This window comes from Christensenella tenuis (assembly GCF_014287795.1).
GTDB classification, from domain to species: Bacteria; Bacillota; Clostridia; order Christensenellales; family Christensenellaceae; genus Christensenella; species Christensenella tenuis.
This window is the reverse complement of record NZ_JACOON010000001.1, coordinates 493,929-511,682: the sequence shown is the minus strand read 5'-3', so window position 1 is coordinate 511,682 and position 17,754 is coordinate 493,929. Positions and strand designations below refer to the sequence as shown.

The following is a 17,754-nucleotide window of genomic DNA, read 5'->3' as shown; positions in this document are numbered from 1 at the left end:
TTAAATTTATTTCGGAGGTAATAAAACATGCGTAGATTTATTATTAATGTCAATGGAAATTCTTATAATGTAGATGTGGAAGAGGTAGGAGCAGCACCTCAGGCGGCTCCGGCTGCACCCGTTCAGGCTGCTGCTCCTGCAGCGCCTGTTGCTCAAGCAGCTCCGGCACCCCAAGCTGCTCCCGCTGCGTCTGCTCCGTCCGCAGCACCGGCAGATGGCACCAAGGTCACGGCACCGATGCCCGGAACCATCCTTGATATCCAGGTAACGGAAGGCAAACAGGTTGCGGAAGGCGATATTCTGGTTATTCTGGAAGCGATGAAAATGGAAAATGAAATCATGGCTCCTCATGCGGGAACTGTTAAGACGATTTCCGTTGCAAAAGGAGCTACCGTAGAAACCGGAGACCTTCTTGTGGTAATTGGTTAAAACGACTAAACTATAGAGGAGGTTGATTCATTTTGGAAAATTTTGGAGAAACATTATCCGATTTCTTGCAATCGACCGGGTTTTTTAATGCTACCGACTGGCAGCAGTGGGTAATGATAGGTATCGCGTGTGTGCTGCTTTATCTTGCTATTGTTAAAAAATTCGAACCGTTGTTGCTCCTGCCGATCGCTTTCGGTATGTTGCTGACGAACCTGCCGATTGCGGAAATGTACCATACGGAGCTATTTGCCGGAGGCCATGTAGACTGGGCAAATTTCCAGGGAACGGCAGGACTGCTTGATTATCTGTACCTCGGGGTAAAGCTTGGCATTTATCCGCCGCTTATCTTTCTTGGAGTGGGTGCGATGACAGACTTTGGACCGTTGATTGCGAATCCCAAGAGTTTGCTCCTTGGGGCGGCCGCCCAGCTTGGTATCTTTGTAGCACTCATTCTGGCGCTGCTCGTTGGGTTTGATCCGAACGTAGCGGCATCCATTGGTATCATTGGAGGTGCGGACGGACCAACGGCAATTTACGTTACGTCCAAGCTTGCACCGGAATTCCTGGGGCCGATTGCGGTGGCGGCATACACCTATATGGCACTCGTGCCTGTTATACAGCCGCCGATCATGAAGCTGTGCACGACGAAAAAGGAACGTTCGATCAAGATGGAACAGCTCCGTCATGTATCGAAACGCGAGAAGATTATTTTCCCGGTCGCGGTTACGATTTTTGTTTCCTTGCTGGTTCCGGCGGCAGCGCCGCTTGTCGGCATGCTGATGCTTGGAAACCTGATGCGTGAATCCGGCGTTGTGGACAGATTATCCAATACGGCACAGAACGAATTGATGAATATTGTCACGATTTTCCTTGGCGTATCCGTAGGAGCGACGACCAACGGTTCCGTGTTCCTTTCCGGAACGACGGTTGGTATTATCGTGCTGGGCGTCATTGCATTTGGCTTCGGTACATTCGGCGGTGTACTGCTTGGAAAACTCATGTGCAAGCTGACGCACGGCAAAGTAAATCCGCTGATTGGCTCGGCAGGCGTTTCTGCAGTGCCGATGGCTGCGCGTGTATCACAGAAGGTTGGCCAGGCGGAAAATCCGTCCAACTTCCTGCTTATGCATGCAATGGGCCCAAATGTGGCGGGCGTAATCGGCTCGGCAGTGGCGGCAGGCGTGCTGCTCTCGCTGTTTGGCTAATGAACTGAAGGAGAAATAAACTATGGCAAAAGTAAATATCATGGATACAATAATGAGGGATGCGCACCAGTCACAGGCGGCGACGCGCATGACGACGGAGGAAATGCTCCCGATTGCCCCCCTCATGGACAGCATCGGTTACTGGTCGATCGAATGCTGGGGCGGCGCGACGTTTGACGCGTGCCTGCGCTTCCTGAACGAAGACCCGTGGGAGCGTTTGCGCAAGCTGAGAAAAGCGATGCCTAACACGAAGCTGCAAATGCTTCTGCGCGGGCAGAACCTTCTTGGGTATAAGCATTATGCAGACGATGTGGTTGATTTCTTTGTTAAAATGGCGTGCAAAAACGGCATTGATGTGATCCGTATCTTTGATGCGCTTAATGATACGAGGAACCTGCGTCAGTCGATCGAGTCAACCAACCGTTACGGCGGATGGCCTGAGGTTGCGCTTTCTTATACGACAAGCCCTGTGCATACGTTTGATTATTTTATCGAACTTTCCAAAGAGCTCGAACAAATGGGCGCAAAGTCTATCTGCATCAAGGATATGGCCAACTTGTTGCTGCCATATGAGGCTTATAATCTCGTTTCGGCAATGAAGAAACATGTGAAGGTGCCGATCCACCTGCATACGCATAACACAAGCGGCGTGGGCGATATGACCTACCTTAAAGCAGTCGAAGCGGGCGTCGACATCATTGATACGGCGCTTTCTCCGCTTGGAAACGGTACCTCCCAGCCCGCAACGGAATCGATGGTTGCGACGCTTGCGGGAACGGAATACGATACGGGACTTGACCTGAAAAAGTTAACGGAAGCGGCAAAATATTTCACCAAGGTCGCAGACCGGCTGAAAGCAGATGGATTCCTGGATCCTAAGGTTCTTGGAATTGATATCAATACGCTGTTGTATCAGGTGCCAGGCGGTATGCTTTCCAACCTGATCAGCCAGCTTAAGCAGTCGGGTGCGGAAGATAAACTGATGGACGTTTTGGCTGAAGTGCCGCGCGTACGTGAAGATTTCGGTTACCCACCGCTTGTAACGCCGACAAGCCAGATTGTAGGAACGCAGGCAGTGCTCAATGTTCTTTCGGGCGAGCGCTACAAGATGGTTACGAAGGAGTCCAAGGCAATGCTGCGTGGCGAATATGGCAGGTTGCCCGCACCTGTAAATGAGGAAGTACGGAAGAAGTGCATCGGAGATGATGAAGTCATCACAGTTCGTCCGGCAGATTTGCTGCCTCCTGAACTGGACAAGTACCGGGAAGAAGTCAAAGGATGGATGGAACAAGAAGAGGATATCGTAACCTATGCGATGTTCCCGCAGGTTGCGCCGAAGTTTTTTGAATTCCGGCGTGCGAACCAATATAAGTTGGATTCAGAAATGCTGGACAAGGACAACATGATTCATCCAGTATAACACGAAAACGGGAAGCCGCATTTCTATGCGGCTTCTTTTTTGTTATAATGGGATGGAGGAGGATGACGATGAACATTTTAATTACAAATGACGACGGAATTTATGCGCAGGGGATTCGTGCGCTTACCCGGGCGATGGCCCAAACCGGGCACGAGATAACCGTAGTTGCACCGGACAGTCAAAAAAGCGCCTGCAGCCATGCTTTGACAATGGATACGCCTTTAACCGTAAAAGAAATTGAAGAATTTGGCGTGAAAGCATATGCCGTTTCCGGTACCCCTGCGGATTGTGTGAAACTGGGGCTGGCTCATTTACTGGAAGATAAAATAGACCTGGTGATTTCCGGCATTAATTCTGGAGCCAACTTAGGATCAGATATTGCATATTCAGGAACAGTGAACGCGGCTCTTGAAGCCAATATGCTTCATGTTCCGGCGGTTGCATTTTCCAAGGCTCTTGTATGGGGACAGGGAAAAGCAGAAACTAATTTTGATGAAGTAGCAGATCTGGCAGCAGAACTGATTGGGCAACTGGAAATCAGAATATTGAAAAAGTTTATTTACAACATCAATTTTCCAGCAGTGCCCCGAAATTCCATGAAGGGTGTCAAATTTTGCAAACAGGGAATCAGCGCGTATGATGAGGCCTATGACAGGAGAACCGATCCATTTGGGAGAGACTATTTCTGGATCAGCGGACGCATGATTGAAGATGAGTATAATGAAGAACATGAAACGGATATCAAATGGAATCGTGAAGGTTATATTACAGTGACGCCGCTGAAATGGAATCAAACAGATGAAACAGAAATTCACTCTTCGAAATGCAAGATAGAACAGATAAAATTGCATTTTTAGTGTTTTCCTGTTATAATAAGGCCATTAAATGCGATAAGGCAATCCATGGAGGAAACGATGGTCGGGAATGTGATAGACCGTATCAACAACGAATATGCGAAAATGTCTAAAGGGCAGAAGTTGATTGCGGATTATATTTTAAAAGAATATGATAAGGCTGCTTTTATGACGGCGGCAACACTTAGCAAACTTGTTGGGGTGAGCGAATCTACAGTAGTGCGTTTTGCGTATGCGCTCGGATATGACGGATATCCCAAGCTTCAGAAAGATTTGCAAGAGGTCATTCAAACTAAGCTTACAACAGCACAGCGCCTCAATATGATGGAAGGGCTGAGTTCGGACGAAGTCGTAAATGCTTCTTTTAAAACAGATATCAATAACTTACGCGTTACGCGCGAGCATATTGATACGGAAAATCTGGAACGCATTGTTGACAGCATTGATAAGGCGAGGAAAATTTATATTCTTGGCACGCGTTCCAGCGGACCGCTTGCGGAATTCCTGCGATATTATATGAATTATATGAATGAGAATATTCGTTTGATTCGTTTCGACGGAAGTGATATATTCAGCCAGATTCTTACGGCAAATGAGCAGGACGTAGCGATAGCAATCAGCTTCCCGCGGTACTCTATGCGTACCATTGAGGGTATGACTTATCTTAAAAACTGTGGATGTAAGGTTGTGGCGATTACAGACAATGAAGATTCGCCGCCCGCACAAATCGCAGATTATTCGTTGACGGCAAAAAGTTATATGAATTCGTTCGTAGACTCGTTCGTTGCTCCCTTGGCGGTAATTAACCTTCTTATTATTATGCTGGGACTTCGCAAAAAAGATATTTTATTCGCTAATTTTAACCGCCTTGAGGAATTGTGGCAGACAAATGATGTATATGCCACAAAAGAACTTGACGCACAAATTACGGACGAGGATCTTTATGAATAATTTGATTATCATTGGTGCGGGCGCCGCAGGACTTATGGCTGCATATTCCGCTGCTTCACGGGGTATCCGCACGGTTGTACTTGAAAAAAATGAAAAAGCCGGGAAAAAGCTTTTTATCACCGGGAAAGGACGCTGTAATATCACCAATGACTGCGATATCAGCGATTTTTTCCCGCAGATTGTCCATAATGGAAAATTTTTGATGAGCGCGCTATATGCGTTCAGCAATGATAATCTTATTTCGCTTCTGAATGAAAATGGTTTACGTACCAAGACGGAACGCGGGGGGCGGGTGTTTCCACAGAGCGACCGTTCCAGCGACGTAATCAAGACATTGCTTCACATCGTCGGGAAATCCGGTGCGAAGCTTCGCTTCAATACTACGGTGAAGCAAATTGAAAAACAGGAAGAGACGTTCCTCTTGCACCTTGGCGACGGTTCTGCAATGCGTGCGGGTGCGGTTTTGATCGCAACAGGAGGGAAGTCGTACCCGCTTACAGGGTCAACGGGAGATGGCTATGGATTTGCAGAGGAATTTGGCCATAAAATCATACCGCCGTACCCGGCTCTTGTTCCCATGGAGGATTTGCATCATATTTGCCCTAAGATGCAGGGGCTGACATTGAAAAATGTGAAATTCACACTGTTTCAGAATGATAAGAAAATTTATTCCGAGCAAGGGGAGCTTTTGTTTACGCATTTTGGTATATCCGGCCCGGTGGTACTCTCTGCGAGCAGTTTTATCGACCACAGAAAACAGCCGCTTTCCCTGCGGGCGGAAATCGATTTGAAACCGGCCCTTAACATAGAACAAATTGATGCGAGGCTGTTACGCGAATTTGAAGCGGCAAAAAACAAACAGCTTAAGAACGTTATGCTTGAGCTTTTGCCGGGCAAAATGGTGCATTCGTTTCTAGCGGAAAGTAATCTCGACCCCAATAAGGAAATCCATAGCGTTACACGGCAGGAACGCGGGCATATTTGCAAGAGCCTCAAAGCGTTTTCAATTGCCATTGCCGATACGCGGCCCGTTGAAGAAGGAATTGTAACCTCCGGCGGTATATGTGTGAAAGAGATTAATCCATCTACGATGGAGTCCAAACTGGTGCCTAATCTCTACTTTGCGGGCGAAGTAATGGATGTAGACGCAAAAACGGGCGGTTTTAATCTTCAAATTGCATTTTCCACCGGATTTCTTGCTGGAACAAGCGTATTTAATTGACATTGGTTCCAAATAAAGATACAATATATATTGGTTGTATTTGTTATTATTACAAACTTGCCAAATTGAAATTTGAAAACAGAATATGGAAGAATGGGAGGTGAATTTGCTAAGTGGATGTGGTGATTCCTATCCTCGTAGGCGCAGGCGGTCTCGTTGTTGGACTCATTGTTGGTTATTTTTATAGGCGCAACATTGCAGAATCAAAGATCGGCCGTGCCGAGGATTCCGTGAAGAAATTGATCGACGAAGCGCAAAAGCGTGCCGAAGTTATCAAAAAGGAAACGGTTCTCGAGGCTCAGGAAGAAGTTCACAAGCTGCGTAGCGAATTTGACAAGGAATCAAGAGAAAGACGAAATGAAATTACAAAGATTGAAAAGAGACTTGTTCAACGGGAAGAACTGCTGGATAAAAAGTTAGACAGCATTGAACAAAAAGAAGAACAGATCAACAAAAGAACAAAAGAAATTACAAAAACAAAAGAAGACCTTGCGAATCTTCATGCCCAACAACTTGAGCAACTTGAGCATATTTCGGGCATGACGATTGATGAAGCCAAGGGGCTTCTGCTCGAAAAGGTTGAGCAGGAGGCGCGCCATGATATGGCGGTCATGCTGCGGGACATTGAGCAAAAAGCAAAGGATGAAGCCGATAAAAAGGCAAGGAACATTTTGTCGTTGGCGATTCAGAAATGTGCTGCGGATCATGTTGCCGAGAGCACAGTATCCGTAGTCAATTTACCCAATGATGAAATGAAAGGCAGAATCATTGGCAGAGAAGGCCGAAATATCCGGACGCTGGAAACGGCAACGGGCATCGACCTTATCATAGACGATACACCTGAAGCGGTTATTCTTTCCGGGTTTGATCCGGTGAGGCGTGAAGTTGCAAGAATCGCGCTTGAAAAGCTGATTGTGGACGGGCGGATTCATCCCGCACGTATCGAAGAAATGGTGCATAAAGCTCAAAAAGAAGTCGATACGCAGATCCGGGAGGCCGGAGAGCAGGCTGTGTTCGATGTAGGCATTCATTCCTTACATCCCGAACTTGTCAGACTTCTGGGCCGGCTTAAGTATCGTACCAGCTATGGCCAGAACGTACTCAAGCATTCGATTGAAGTTGCGCATTTAGCTTCCCTGATGGCCGCTGAAATCGGAGCAAACGCAAAATTTGCGAAGCGTGCAGGCTTGCTGCATGATATTGGAAAAGCGGTTGATCATGAAGTGGAAGGGCCGCATATTCAGATTGGCGCTGATCTTGCGAAGAAGTATAAGGAAAATGCGGATATCATTAACGCAATTGCAGCTCACCATGGAGATGTGGAGCCCAAAACGGTGGAAGCTGTTCTTGTGCAGGCCGCAGATGCAGTTTCTGCTGCAAGGCCGGGCGCAAGAAGGGAATCTTTGGAAAATTATATTAAACGTCTTGAAAATCTTGAAGAAATTGCAAATTCATTTGCAGGCGTTGATAAATCTTACGCAATACAGGCGGGCCGCGAGGTTCGGATTATTGTAAAACCGGAAGAGATTGACGACGCAGGAACAACTTTGCTGGCACGAGATATCGTGAAAAAAATCGAGGCTGAACTTGATTATCCCGGACAAATTAAAGTCAATGTAATTCGGGAGACGAGAACAACCGATTATGCAAAATAATAAAGAAGCGGTTTATGATAACCGCTTCTTTTTCTATGCAGCTTCAGCATGAAAATTCTCTTTTCTAAGCCGGGCGGGGTTTTTGCAGCCTTTTAGCATTTCTGTCTAAGGGAAGGAGGAGCCTGCAGCTTTTATGACGGGCAGAACAAAAAATATAGAATGTAGATCTCCGCTGGGCTCAGCTGGTCTTAAGGCCCTTTTATAGGACTAGCACAAGTAGTTTAGATTACGAACCCAATTTTTACCTATACTTGAAAACATTATATAAACCCGATACAATAATTAAGTACGATTTTAATCAAAAAGGCGGTATTTATTCAATGAAGGACGTTTACGAAAATCCATTAATCACAAGATATGCGAGCAGGGAAATGGCCCATACTTTTTCTGATGATATGAAGTTCAGAACTTGGAGGCGGCTTTGGATTGCGCTTGCCGAAGCGGAACATGAAATGGGGCTTCCAATTTCCCAAGAGCAGATAGAAGAGTTGAAAGCACATGCGGATGATATCAATTATGACGTGGCGCAGGCCCGCGAACGCGAGGTGCGGCATGATGTAATGTCACACGTATATGCCTATGGTGTTCAATGCCCGAATGCAAAAGGAATTATCCATCTTGGTGCGACAAGCTGCTATGTGGGAGATAATACGGATATCATTGTAATGGATAAGGCAATTTCAATCATAGAGAAAAAACTGGTGAATGTTATCGCGCGCTTGAAGGAATTTGCTTTGAATTACAAGGATATGCCGACTCTTGGTTTTACACATTACCAGCCTGCACAATTGACGACGGTAGGAAAGCGCGCCACACTCTGGATGCAGGATCTTGTTATGGATTACGAACAGCTTCGCTTTGTTCAATCGCAAATTAAGCTCCGCGGCGTGAAAGGAACAACCGGAACACAGGCCAGCTTCCTGACGCTGTTTGACGGCAATGCAGATAAAGTAAAAGAGCTGGAAAGGAAGGTGGCGGAAAAGCTGGGATATGACCAGGTATTTGCCGTGACCGGGCAAACCTATCCGCGCAAATTTGACAGCGTGGTCGCTGATTTTCTTTCTTCTGTTGCGCAAAGCGCGTACAAATTTGCAAATGATCTCCGCTTGCTGCAAAATTTGAAGGAAGTGGAAGAACCCTTTGAAAAAAAGCAAATAGGTTCTTCTGCAATGGCATATAAACGCAATCCTATGCGCTCTGAACGCATTTGTTCGCTTGCACGGTACATTATCAGCCTCGCATCAAGTCCGGCGATTACGGCCTCTACACAATGGTTCGAAAGGACGCTTGACGACAGCGCCAATAAGCGGCTGGTGATTCCCCAGGCATTCATGGCCCTTGATGCGGTTTTGAACATTTATCTCAATGTTTCAAGCGGAATGGTTGTTTATCCGAAGGTAATTGAAAAGCGGATCCGTGAGGAGCTTCCTTTTATGGCAACAGAGACAATCCTAATGGATGCGGTAAAGCGGGGAGGAGACCGGCAGGAACTGCATGAGAAAATTCGTGAATACTCCATGCAGGCGGGCGCACGCGTAAAGGAAGAAGGAAAAGAAAACAACCTGATTGACCTGATTAAGGCAGATGCAGCTTTCCACATGCAGCCGGATGAAATTGATGCAATTATGGATCCGCGCAATTTTATTGGCCTTGCGAATATACAAACGGAAGATTTTATCCGGAATGTGGCGGACCCGATTTTGGAAAAGTACACTGACCTTTCCATGCAGGGAGAAATCAACGTATAAAACGGGATAAAAGATGTTTAAGTTCTTGTCATGAGTTTATCAATAAAGCGTCAAAATTAATTGATAAAATTGTAAAAAGGAGTATGTATTTATGAAAGACTTAAAGGGGACGAAAACAGAAAAATGTTTGCAGGACGCCTTTGCGGGTGAATCCATGGCTCATATGAAATATCTTTATTATTCATCGCAGGCGAAAAAGGACGGGTATGTTCAGATTTCCAATATTTTTGCGGAAACGTCTGCCAACGAAAAAGAACATGCGAAATTATGGTTTAAGTGGCTGCATCCTGACAATAAAGTTCCGGATACGATTACAAACCTGCAGGATGCTGCTGCGGGCGAGCATTATGAAACAACGGAGATGTATCCTTCCTTTGCCAAAATTGCAGAGGAAGAAGGCTTTGCGGAAATTGCCCGTGAATTCAGGGGGGCTGGTGCTGTTGAGAAAGAGCATGAAGACAGATATCGTAAATTGAGCGACAACCTCACGGCGGGTAAAGTATTTGAACGCGATACAGAAGTCCTCTGGCAGTGCATCAATTGCGGACATATCCAAAAATCCAAAGCTGCTCCGGAAAAATGCCCGGTTTGCCAGCATCCGAAAGCATATTTCCAGTTAAAAGAAGATAATTATTAATGTTTAGAAAAAATGGAGGGCGCTTGCTCTCCATTTTTTATTCCTATTTTTCTGTAAACGTTCGCTCGTTTGGGTTGCGAAGCGGATATTTTTCGGATCCACGCATCAATAGCTCCGGCATGAGGATAAAGCGGTTAGAGGAAGTGCTTTTCCCATTAATTTTATCTATCAGCAATCCGGCGGCTTTCCGCCCCATATCAACTGCATCTTTTTCAACGAGCGTAAGATTGAGGTGTAGGATATCGTGCATGGCAAGGCGGTCATACCCAATGAAAGCGACTTCTTCCGGAATGGCGATATTGAATTCGGAAAGTGCCTTTAAGCATCCCATGCTGAGCATATTGGTCATCCCGATGAAAGCGGTTGGAATCCGGTGTGTCAAAATCAGATGCTTGGTTAACTGATACGCACTTTCGATGGTAAAATCTCCGGCCAGTATGTTCTGGGGATAAGGTTTGATGTCCGCAGCTTCAAACGCATCTTGATACCCCTCGATTCGCTTTTGGGCAATGACATGGTTTGGGTTGCCGGCGAGCAATGCAATGTCTTTATGGCCGTTTTCAATTAATAGGGAAGTGATTTTATATAAAGCTGCCTTATCATCAAAATATACCCCGTCAAAATTACTGTTCTTAATATTTCGGTCAACCAACACAATCGGAAGATTCATATTTTCAAACATCTCAACATACTTTTTATCATATTCGTTATTTCCAGTAACAGGAGTAATAATGAGTCCGCGAATGCGGTATTCCTGAAGAATACGCATGGCCCGCGCTTCCTTTTCGATATTTTCATCAGTATTAAACAACAGTACGTTGAGCCCCTGGCGGTCCGCGACGGAAGAAATACCGTCGATTACTTCACTAAAAAACGGATTGCTGATTTCCGGCACAATTACGCCGATAATATTGCTTTGGTTGCGTGAAAGCCCACGCGCATAGGCGCTGGGAATATAATTCAATTCTTTGATAGCGCTTTCAACTTTTTTCTTGGATTTATCGCTTACAGCAGGAGATTTATTGATTACACGAGAGACCGTAGCCAAAGAGACCCCTGCTTTTCTGGCGATATCACTTATTGTTGCAGCCATAAATAAATCCTCTCAAAACCCTTATTTTGATACAATTATAACAAAGTGAAATAAAAAACACAAATAAAAAATGATTGACATTTGATTTTTAATATGGTATAAATATTTACATAAAGAAAAAGTAAGCGCTTACATTTTGAAGGCGAAGAGAGCGTATAAAGACAGATACTATTCTGAAAATTTTACCAAACAAATTAAAAATCCAATACAGAAATTTATAACAGTAAATTTTGTTATTAGCGCATTGGAAAAGAGATTTTGAATTCAAAAAGTAAAAAAATGTTTACCAAAATTGTAAGCGCTTACAAAAATGGAATGATGTAAATTTTATGTGAAAGGGAAATCACATAAATGTAATCAAACGAAAAAAAGGGAGGAAATGAAATGTTTAAAAAAGTAGTTGGTCTTTTGGTTGTGGTCTTGTTGCTCACAGGAGCATTTGCCGGATGTGCAACGACTCCGGCGGCAGAGGACAGTGCGGCTGCGGCAGAATCATCGGCGGCTGCAAGCGCGGATGGAGGAGAGGATGCAGCGACAGAAAGTGCAGATGGAGAAAAGCTTAAAATTGGGTTTGCGAACCTGACGGATTCCGGCGATTATTTTGCATGGGTAAAACGCGGCATGGAAGAAGCAGCGGCGGAAGCAGGCGTTGAGATCATCTGTGTCGATAACCAGGGCGACGGTGCAACGGCAGTGCAGAATATTGACACCCTGATCAGTGCTGGGGTAGATTGCGTGATCGAATATTATAATGATTCGACCGTCAATACGCAGGTCAAAGACATATTGGATGAAGCAGGAATTCCGAGCGTAGCAATCGATATTCCGGTAGCGAACGATGCAGGCGCGGCACCCTATGTAGGCGGCGACAACTATGAAGCGGGCTTCATTTGCGGAGAAAACCTCGGACAGGCCGCGATTGACCAGTGGGGCGGCGAAGTAGACCTGTTCCTGTCTGTCGGAACGCTTTCCACGGGAGAGACGAATGAACAACGCATGGGCGGGATTTTGGATGGAATCCGTTCGAAAGTAGACCTGCCGGACGATAAAGTAGTTATTCTTGATGGGGAAGACTCCACGGCACAGGCACAGAAGGTTGTAACAGACGCTCTGACCGCCAATCAGGACGCAGAGCATATCCTGATCGGCTGCATGCAAGATGACGAAACACAGGGCGCTTTTGCGGCGGTCGAGATCGCGAACCGCCAGGATCATGTCATTCTGGCTGGGAACGGACCGTTCAACAGCACGTTCGACAACTTGTATAAAGATGAAGCAAACTTCTGGATCGGAAGCGCGAGCTTCTCGCCTGAGCAGTACGGACCGCTTGCCGTGCCGATTGCGATCTCCCTTGCCAAAGGAGAAGAAGTGCCGGCAGAATCGTTTGTTACCCACTATTTCCTGACTCAGGAAAATATCAGGGAATACTATCCTGAATAAGAAAGAGGTTGTATTGCGGCGCCCTGGGCGGGCGCCGCAAATCAAGTAGAGGAGAATGGTATGGAAAGTAACAGATATTTGTTGCAAATGAAGGGCGTGACCAAACGCTTTCCGGGCGTCCTTGCGCTAAACAACGTTGACCTCGAACTGTATGCGGGCGAAGTGCTGGCGCTGCTGGGCGAGAACGGCGCGGGAAAATCGACGCTGATTAAGATTCTTTCCGGCGCGTACAACGCGGATGAGGGAGAGATTCTGATCGATGGGGAAGTGCAAAATTATCATACGCCGCGTGAAGCGAACGATCAGGGCGTAAGCATAATTTATCAGGAATTGAATTACCTGAACGATCTTACGGTTGCTGAAAATATTTTCCTGAACCGGTGGCCGCGGGGGAAAAGCGGGCAGGTCGATTGGAAAAAATTGAGGAACGCCGCACGGGAAATACTGGACATGCTTGAAGTAGATATCCCGACAGGCGCATATATGCGAGATCTTTCGGTGGCTGAAAAACAGCTCGTAGAGATCGCAAAAGCGCTTTCCCAGAAAATGAAAATACTGGTTATGGATGAACCGACTTCCGCCCTGTCAGAAAAGGAAGCGGAAAAGCTGATGAAGCTGGTGGCAAAACTAAGAGATCAGGGAACGGGAATCATTTTTATATCCCACCGGCTTGACGAATTGTTTCAAATTGCGGATCGGGTTCAGGTCATGCGCGACGGCGAACGTGTCGGCGTTGTAAAAATGAAAGAAGCGCAGCGCGAAGAACTGATCCGCATGATGGTCGGACGTGAAGTAAATATGTTCTATCCTAAACGGGAAGTCGAAAAAAAGCAGACGGTTCTTAAGGTAAAGGGCCTTACGACCGATTATTTAAAAGATATTTCTTTTGAAGTAAAGGCGGGGGAGATACTCGGCGTGTTCGGGCTGATGGGATCAGGACGGACCGAAATGGCACAATGTATCTTTGGAACGCATAAAATACACAGCGGTGAAATCTATGTGGACGGAACACTGAAGAAAATACGCAAGCCAGCGGACGCGATTGCAAGCGGTATCGCCTATGTGACGGCCGAGCGGAAAAAAGACGGCCTGATCCTGATACAGTCCGTGCGGGACAATATCATGACGGCATCGGTGGACAAATATTCGACTCCGTTTAGGATCAACCACAAAAAGGAAAAAGAGATCGCCGTAAAATGGAAAGAAAAATTTGCGATTAAAACACCGGATCTCAATACGGTCGTGAATGGGCTTTCCGGTGGCAACCAGCAAAAGGTCGTACTCGCGAAATGGCTGGCAACAGACCCGAAGGTGCTGATCCTTAACGAACCGACCCGGGGCATCGACGTCGGTGCGAAAACAGAAATCTATAAATTGATGGAAGATTTTTGTGAAAAAGGCCTGGGAGTCGTCATGATCTCATCGGAGTTGCCCGAGATCCTGCAGCTCGCGGATCGGGTAATGGTGATGTGTGAGGGAAAAGCGACGGCAGAATTTGCGCGCGGTGAAATGAATCAGGAAAAATTGATGCACGGCGCGATCGGGGAGGTTTAAAACAATGGAACAAGTAAAAACAAATAAAAAGATCAATCTTTCAACAGAAATGACGGTGTTGATCGCATGCGTCGGACTATTCATCATTTTTTCAGCGATCGCCCCGAATTTCCTTACAGTCAGTAACGTTATGAATGTTTTCCTGTATTCAGCGGTAACGGGCATTTGTGCGACGGGAATGACGCTCGTTATCATCTCGGGCGGGCTTGATATCTCGGTCGGCTCGGTAGTAGGGTTGACGGGCATGGTAGCGGGTCTCGTGATCGCGGGAACAGGAAACGTTGCGCTTGGCATTTTTCTCGCCCTGCTCACAGGCGCGGGCTGCGGAGCACTTAACGGTCTGCTGGTAACACGCTTCAAAATCGTACCGATCATTGCGACGCTGGCGACGATGTCTATTTTCCGGGGTATGGCAATGTTGACGACGAACGGACAGTCGCAGATCGTATCGGCAGACGCATTCAAATGGCTGGGAAGGGGTTATTTGCTGGATGTAGTTCCCTACTGCGTCATCATTATGATTGCGATGTTTATTATCATCGGTTATGTTTTGAAAAATACGCCCTTCGGCCGGAAGACCTATTCAATCGGAGGAAATCCGGAAGCGAGCCGTCTTGCAGGAATGAACGTAAAAGGCGTGCGGTTTGTCATCTATATACTGTGCGGACTGTTCGCGGGGCTTTCCGGTATTGTCACGGCGTCCCAAACGGGGACGGCGATTCCAGCCGCTGGGGAAGGCCTTGAGATGGATGTGATTGGCGCAGTTGTCTTGGGCGGCGCAAGCATGAGCGGCGGCAAAGGAAGCATCGTAGGCACGTTGCTGGGTGTCCTGATTTTTGCGATCTTGCAAAACGGATTGACGCTGTTGAACGTAATGTCCTTCTGGCAGACGATCGCAAAAGGTATCGTACTCGTCATTGCGGTTATGCTCGACGTGGCGCGCGGCGGCGGATACGAATAAGGAGAAAGTGAGTATATGAAAGCAAAGGGAATTTTACATAAAGACCTATGCGCTCTAATTGCGGAGCTTGGCCATGGGGATACCATACTCGTATGCGATGCCGGTTTTGCTATTCCCAAAGGGGTTAGACGAATTGAACTTGCAATTGAAAAGGATTGTCCAACCATTCAGCGTATTCTGGAACTACTGAAAGAGGAATTGATCATTGAACGGTATGCGCTTGCGGAGGAAATGCGGGAGGTAAATCCCAAGATGCTTGAGAAATACCGGGAAATCTACCGGGGGACGACCATCCAGGAAACATTTGTTCCACATGAACGGCTAGCCGGGGAAATAGCAGCTAAAGCGAAAGCCATTGTGCGTACGGGCGCTTTCCAGCCGTATGGATCAATTGCGATTTATCCTGCAATTGACGCTCCGGTATGGTATCAAGCGGAAGGTGTGCATGTGCCGGACTTTTATAAAGACAGAGTTTAAGCGGAGGAAGACATGAGCTACAGACAGGACGTCATTGATGCATTAAACCATAAACAAACGGAACTTACTCCATGGGCATTCGAACTGACTTCGGAGTTCAGTGAACTTTATCGAAAGAAATATTCCTGCCAAAGTGTGGAAGATGATCTCCGTTCCCACATTATGTTTGGGAAATATAAAAAAATGGAATGGCTGAATGAATCTAAATACAGAGACATTTTTGGCGTTGAGTGGCAACTAGGGGATGACGGGGGTGACATCGGCATCCCCGTCAACAAACCTGTTACTGCGGAATCGGTAGAGGAATATATATTTCCTGATATCGATGAGGTACTCCTTCAAAAGGGATTGTATTCAATGGAACAGGATACGGAGCATTTTAGGATGTTCCGCTTCACTTATGCTCTCTATGAAAGAGCGTGGGCCCTGATGGGCATGGAAGATATGCTGCTTAATATGGCTTTGAATGTAAGCGCTACCATGAAGTTGTTTGAACGCATTGCAGAATACAATATGACGCTGTTAGACCGTATTCTCACTTCGGATTTTGACGGCGTATATTTTGGGGATGATTATGGGCAGCAAAAAGGGCTGATTATGGGGCCTGACTGCTGGCGCAAGTTTATCAAGCCGTTTTTGAAAGAAATGTTCGCCAAGGTGAAGGCAAGCGGTAAATATATTCTGCTGCACAGCTGCGGGGATATAGAAGACATTTTTCCGGATCTGATTGAAATAGGACTCGATGCTTATAACACAGTGCAACCTGAAATTTATGATTTGAAAAAAATAAAACGTGAATATGGGAAAGATCTGGCTTTTTGGGGAGCAATCAGCACCCAACAATTTTTAACGGAACGAACGGCGCAGGAAGTATTTGATAAATCGGTAGAAACTATCAAGGTTTTGGGGCAGGACGGCGGCTATATTTTTTCACCGACCCATGCGGTGACGCCGGATATACCGATAGAAAATATCAGAGCGATGCTGGAGGCAGTTAACAGCGTCCAGTGGAAATAAACAAATAAGGAGAAGGATAATGAAATCATTAGCGGTAACAACAGACCACCAACTAGAAATCGTGGAAATTCCAGATCCGGTTATTGGCGAGGATTGCGTTTTATGCAAAACCATTAGCTGTGGAGTATGTAACGGAACGGATACAAAAATTCTGCATGGGACCTTTAAAGGCTTCAATACATATCCATGTCTGATCGGTCATGAAGCGATTGGCGAAGTAATCGAAGTTGGAAAGAAAGTCAAACAATGGAAAATAGGGGATCACATTACCTTGCCATACCTTGAAGTCGGACCGGATGGAAAATATGCGGGATATTATTCTGGATGGAGTGCGTATTCTGAATATACCGTTGCACGGGACTGGCAGGCGATGGCGGAACTTGGAAATGGCCCGGGGACGCCGGGATTCTGGGAAGGATATTATACTCAGAAAGTGCTGCCGAAAGATATTGATCCCGTCTATGGGGCAATGGTTAATACATTGCGTGAAGTACTGAATGCCTGCAAAACGTTTGGATTCGGTAGCGGGCAGTCTATCGTTATTTTTGGTGCGGGACCGGTGGGCCTGACCTTTACGACCTTTGCAAAGCTTCTTGGTGTAAAAAGTATCACAGTAACGGATATTCTCGAAGAAAAGCGTGATGAGGCGCTGAAGGCCGGGGCAGATCATTTTATCAACGGCTCCAAAGAAGATGTGATAACGGAAGCACGAAAAATCTATCCGAACGGGGCAGATCACGTCCTCGATGCAGTTGGAATTAATTCCATCATTAATACGGCAATGCACATTGTAAAGGATTTTGGACAGATTTGCGTGTATGGAATTTCGCCAACCCTTGGAATGGAACTTAACTGGGCGGACGCACCTTATAACTGGAGCTTGAAATTTCTCCAATTTCCAAATAAAGTAGACGAGGCCGCCGCGCATGACCAGATCATAAACTGGGTGCGTATGGGGGTAATCGACCTGAAAGACTATGTATCCCATATTATTCCGTTTGAAAAAATATTGGATGCCTTTGCCATGGTTGAACGAAAAGAACCGTGCAAAAAAATCGTAATTAAATATTAAAGACAGTTGCAAGGAACGA

At 46.2% G+C, this 17,754-nt stretch carries 16 protein-coding genes; 15 read left to right on the top strand and 1 reads right to left on the bottom strand.

Annotation, left to right across the window (positions count from 1 at the left end; translation table 11 throughout):
• Positions 1-27 precede the first annotated feature (27 nt).
• The 9 genes from H8S18_RS02475 (at position 28) to rbr (ending at position 10,121) form a co-directional block, all read left to right on the top strand.
• The gene (locus H8S18_RS02475) at positions 28-429 is read left to right on the top strand and encodes a biotin/lipoyl-containing protein (protein WP_186856712.1); all 402 of its coding nucleotides are present in this window, start codon (positions 28-30) and stop codon (positions 427-429) included.
• A gap of 29 nt (positions 430-458) precedes the next feature.
• Positions 459-1,634, top strand: coding sequence for a sodium ion-translocating decarboxylase subunit beta (locus H8S18_RS02470; protein ID WP_407926955.1), 1,176 nt, complete (start codon positions 459-461; stop codon positions 1,632-1,634).
• Positions 1,635-1,656: 22 nt separating this feature from the next.
• Positions 1,657-3,054, top strand: a complete 1,398-nt coding sequence (locus H8S18_RS02465; RefSeq protein WP_186856711.1) for an oxaloacetate decarboxylase subunit alpha — start codon at positions 1,657-1,659, stop codon at positions 3,052-3,054.
• A 68-nt stretch (positions 3,055-3,122) separates the two neighbouring features.
• Positions 3,123-3,911, top strand: coding sequence for a 5'/3'-nucleotidase SurE (surE, locus tag H8S18_RS02460; protein WP_186856710.1), 789 nt, complete (start codon positions 3,123-3,125; stop codon positions 3,909-3,911).
• 57 nt (positions 3,912-3,968) lie between these two features.
• A complete protein-coding gene (locus H8S18_RS02455; RefSeq protein WP_330598645.1) occupies positions 3,969-4,859 on the top strand; it encodes a MurR/RpiR family transcriptional regulator in 891 nt (296 codons plus the stop codon).
• Positions 4,852-6,081, top strand: a complete 1,230-nt coding sequence (locus H8S18_RS02450; RefSeq protein WP_186856708.1) for a BaiN/RdsA family NAD(P)/FAD-dependent oxidoreductase — start codon at positions 4,852-4,854, stop codon at positions 6,079-6,081. The genes H8S18_RS02455 and H8S18_RS02450 overlap by 8 nt, the downstream gene beginning before the upstream one ends.
• Before the next feature lie 113 nt (positions 6,082-6,194).
• Positions 6,195-7,736, top strand: a complete 1,542-nt coding sequence (rny, locus tag H8S18_RS02445) for a ribonuclease Y (protein ID WP_186856707.1) — start codon at positions 6,195-6,197, stop codon at positions 7,734-7,736.
• A gap of 320 nt (positions 7,737-8,056) precedes the next feature.
• Positions 8,057-9,484 carry an adenylosuccinate lyase gene (gene purB / locus H8S18_RS02440; RefSeq protein ID WP_186856706.1) on the top strand — a complete coding sequence of 476 codons (1,428 nt, stop codon included), beginning with the start codon at positions 8,057-8,059 and terminating at the stop codon, positions 9,482-9,484.
• Positions 9,485-9,575: 91 nt separating this feature from the next.
• Positions 9,576-10,121, top strand: coding sequence for a rubrerythrin (gene rbr, locus H8S18_RS02435; RefSeq protein ID WP_186856705.1), 546 nt, complete (start codon positions 9,576-9,578; stop codon positions 10,119-10,121).
• A gap of 43 nt (positions 10,122-10,164) precedes the next feature.
• Here the strand turns inward: rbr and H8S18_RS02430 are convergent, their stop codons facing one another.
• Positions 10,165-11,214 (bottom strand): LacI family DNA-binding transcriptional regulator, encoded by a 1,050-nt coding sequence (locus H8S18_RS02430; RefSeq protein ID WP_186856704.1) that lies wholly within the window; start codon positions 11,212-11,214, stop codon positions 10,165-10,167.
• A gap of 384 nt (positions 11,215-11,598) precedes the next feature.
• Between H8S18_RS02430 and H8S18_RS02425 the strand changes: the two genes are divergently transcribed.
• Genes H8S18_RS02425 through H8S18_RS02400 form a run of 6 tightly spaced genes read left to right on the top strand, consistent with a single transcriptional unit; the run spans position 11,599 to position 17,735 of the window.
• Positions 11,599-12,654, top strand: coding sequence for a sugar ABC transporter substrate-binding protein (locus tag H8S18_RS02425; RefSeq protein ID WP_186856703.1), 1,056 nt, complete (start codon positions 11,599-11,601; stop codon positions 12,652-12,654).
• A gap of 60 nt (positions 12,655-12,714) precedes the next feature.
• On the top strand, positions 12,715-14,208 hold the full coding sequence (locus tag H8S18_RS02420) for a sugar ABC transporter ATP-binding protein (RefSeq protein WP_186856702.1): 1,494 nt from the start codon (positions 12,715-12,717) through the stop codon (positions 14,206-14,208).
• A 4-nt stretch (positions 14,209-14,212) separates the two neighbouring features.
• Positions 14,213-15,169 carry an ABC transporter permease gene (locus H8S18_RS02415; protein ID WP_186856701.1) on the top strand — a complete coding sequence of 319 codons (957 nt, stop codon included), beginning with the start codon at positions 14,213-14,215 and terminating at the stop codon, positions 15,167-15,169.
• A 15-nt stretch (positions 15,170-15,184) separates the two neighbouring features.
• Complete coding sequence (gene rbsD, locus H8S18_RS02410; RefSeq protein WP_186856700.1) at positions 15,185-15,646, top strand: D-ribose pyranase; 462 nt, start codon at positions 15,185-15,187, stop codon at positions 15,644-15,646.
• A gap of 12 nt (positions 15,647-15,658) precedes the next feature.
• Positions 15,659-16,663 carry a uroporphyrinogen decarboxylase family protein gene (locus tag H8S18_RS02405; RefSeq protein ID WP_186856699.1) on the top strand — a complete coding sequence of 335 codons (1,005 nt, stop codon included), beginning with the start codon at positions 15,659-15,661 and terminating at the stop codon, positions 16,661-16,663.
• Between the two features lie 19 nt (positions 16,664-16,682).
• Positions 16,683-17,735: a zinc-dependent alcohol dehydrogenase gene (locus H8S18_RS02400; protein ID WP_186856698.1), complete on the top strand. Its 1,053-nt coding sequence runs from the start codon at positions 16,683-16,685 to the stop codon at positions 17,733-17,735.
• Positions 17,736-17,754 lie beyond the last annotated feature (19 nt).

Coding starts and splice junctions, on each gene's coding strand:
- H8S18_RS02425 (WP_186856703.1), top strand. CDS start 11,599: ATGTTTAAAAAAGTAGTTGGTCTTTTGGTTGTGGTCTTGTTGCTCACA.
- H8S18_RS02420 (WP_186856702.1), top strand. CDS start 12,715: ATGGAAAGTAACAGATATTTGTTGCAAATGAAGGGCGTGACCAAACGC.
- rbsD (WP_186856700.1), top strand. CDS start 15,185: ATGAAAGCAAAGGGAATTTTACATAAAGACCTATGCGCTCTAATTGCG.
- H8S18_RS02430 (WP_186856704.1), bottom strand. CDS start 11,214: ATGGCTGCAACAATAAGTGATATCGCCAGAAAAGCAGGGGTCTCTTTG.
- H8S18_RS02405 (WP_186856699.1), top strand. CDS start 15,659: ATGAGCTACAGACAGGACGTCATTGATGCATTAAACCATAAACAAACG.
- H8S18_RS02400 (WP_186856698.1), top strand. CDS start 16,683: ATGAAATCATTAGCGGTAACAACAGACCACCAACTAGAAATCGTGGAA.
- rbr (WP_186856705.1), top strand. CDS start 9,576: ATGAAAGACTTAAAGGGGACGAAAACAGAAAAATGTTTGCAGGACGCC.
- H8S18_RS02450 (WP_186856708.1), top strand. CDS start 4,852: ATGAATAATTTGATTATCATTGGTGCGGGCGCCGCAGGACTTATGGCT.
- H8S18_RS02455 (WP_330598645.1), top strand. CDS start 3,969: ATGGTCGGGAATGTGATAGACCGTATCAACAACGAATATGCGAAAATG.
- purB (WP_186856706.1), top strand. CDS start 8,057: ATGAAGGACGTTTACGAAAATCCATTAATCACAAGATATGCGAGCAGG.
- surE (WP_186856710.1), top strand. CDS start 3,123: ATGAACATTTTAATTACAAATGACGACGGAATTTATGCGCAGGGGATT.
- H8S18_RS02475 (WP_186856712.1), top strand. CDS start 28: ATGCGTAGATTTATTATTAATGTCAATGGAAATTCTTATAATGTAGAT.
- H8S18_RS02465 (WP_186856711.1), top strand. CDS start 1,657: ATGGCAAAAGTAAATATCATGGATACAATAATGAGGGATGCGCACCAG.
- H8S18_RS02415 (WP_186856701.1), top strand. CDS start 14,213: ATGGAACAAGTAAAAACAAATAAAAAGATCAATCTTTCAACAGAAATG.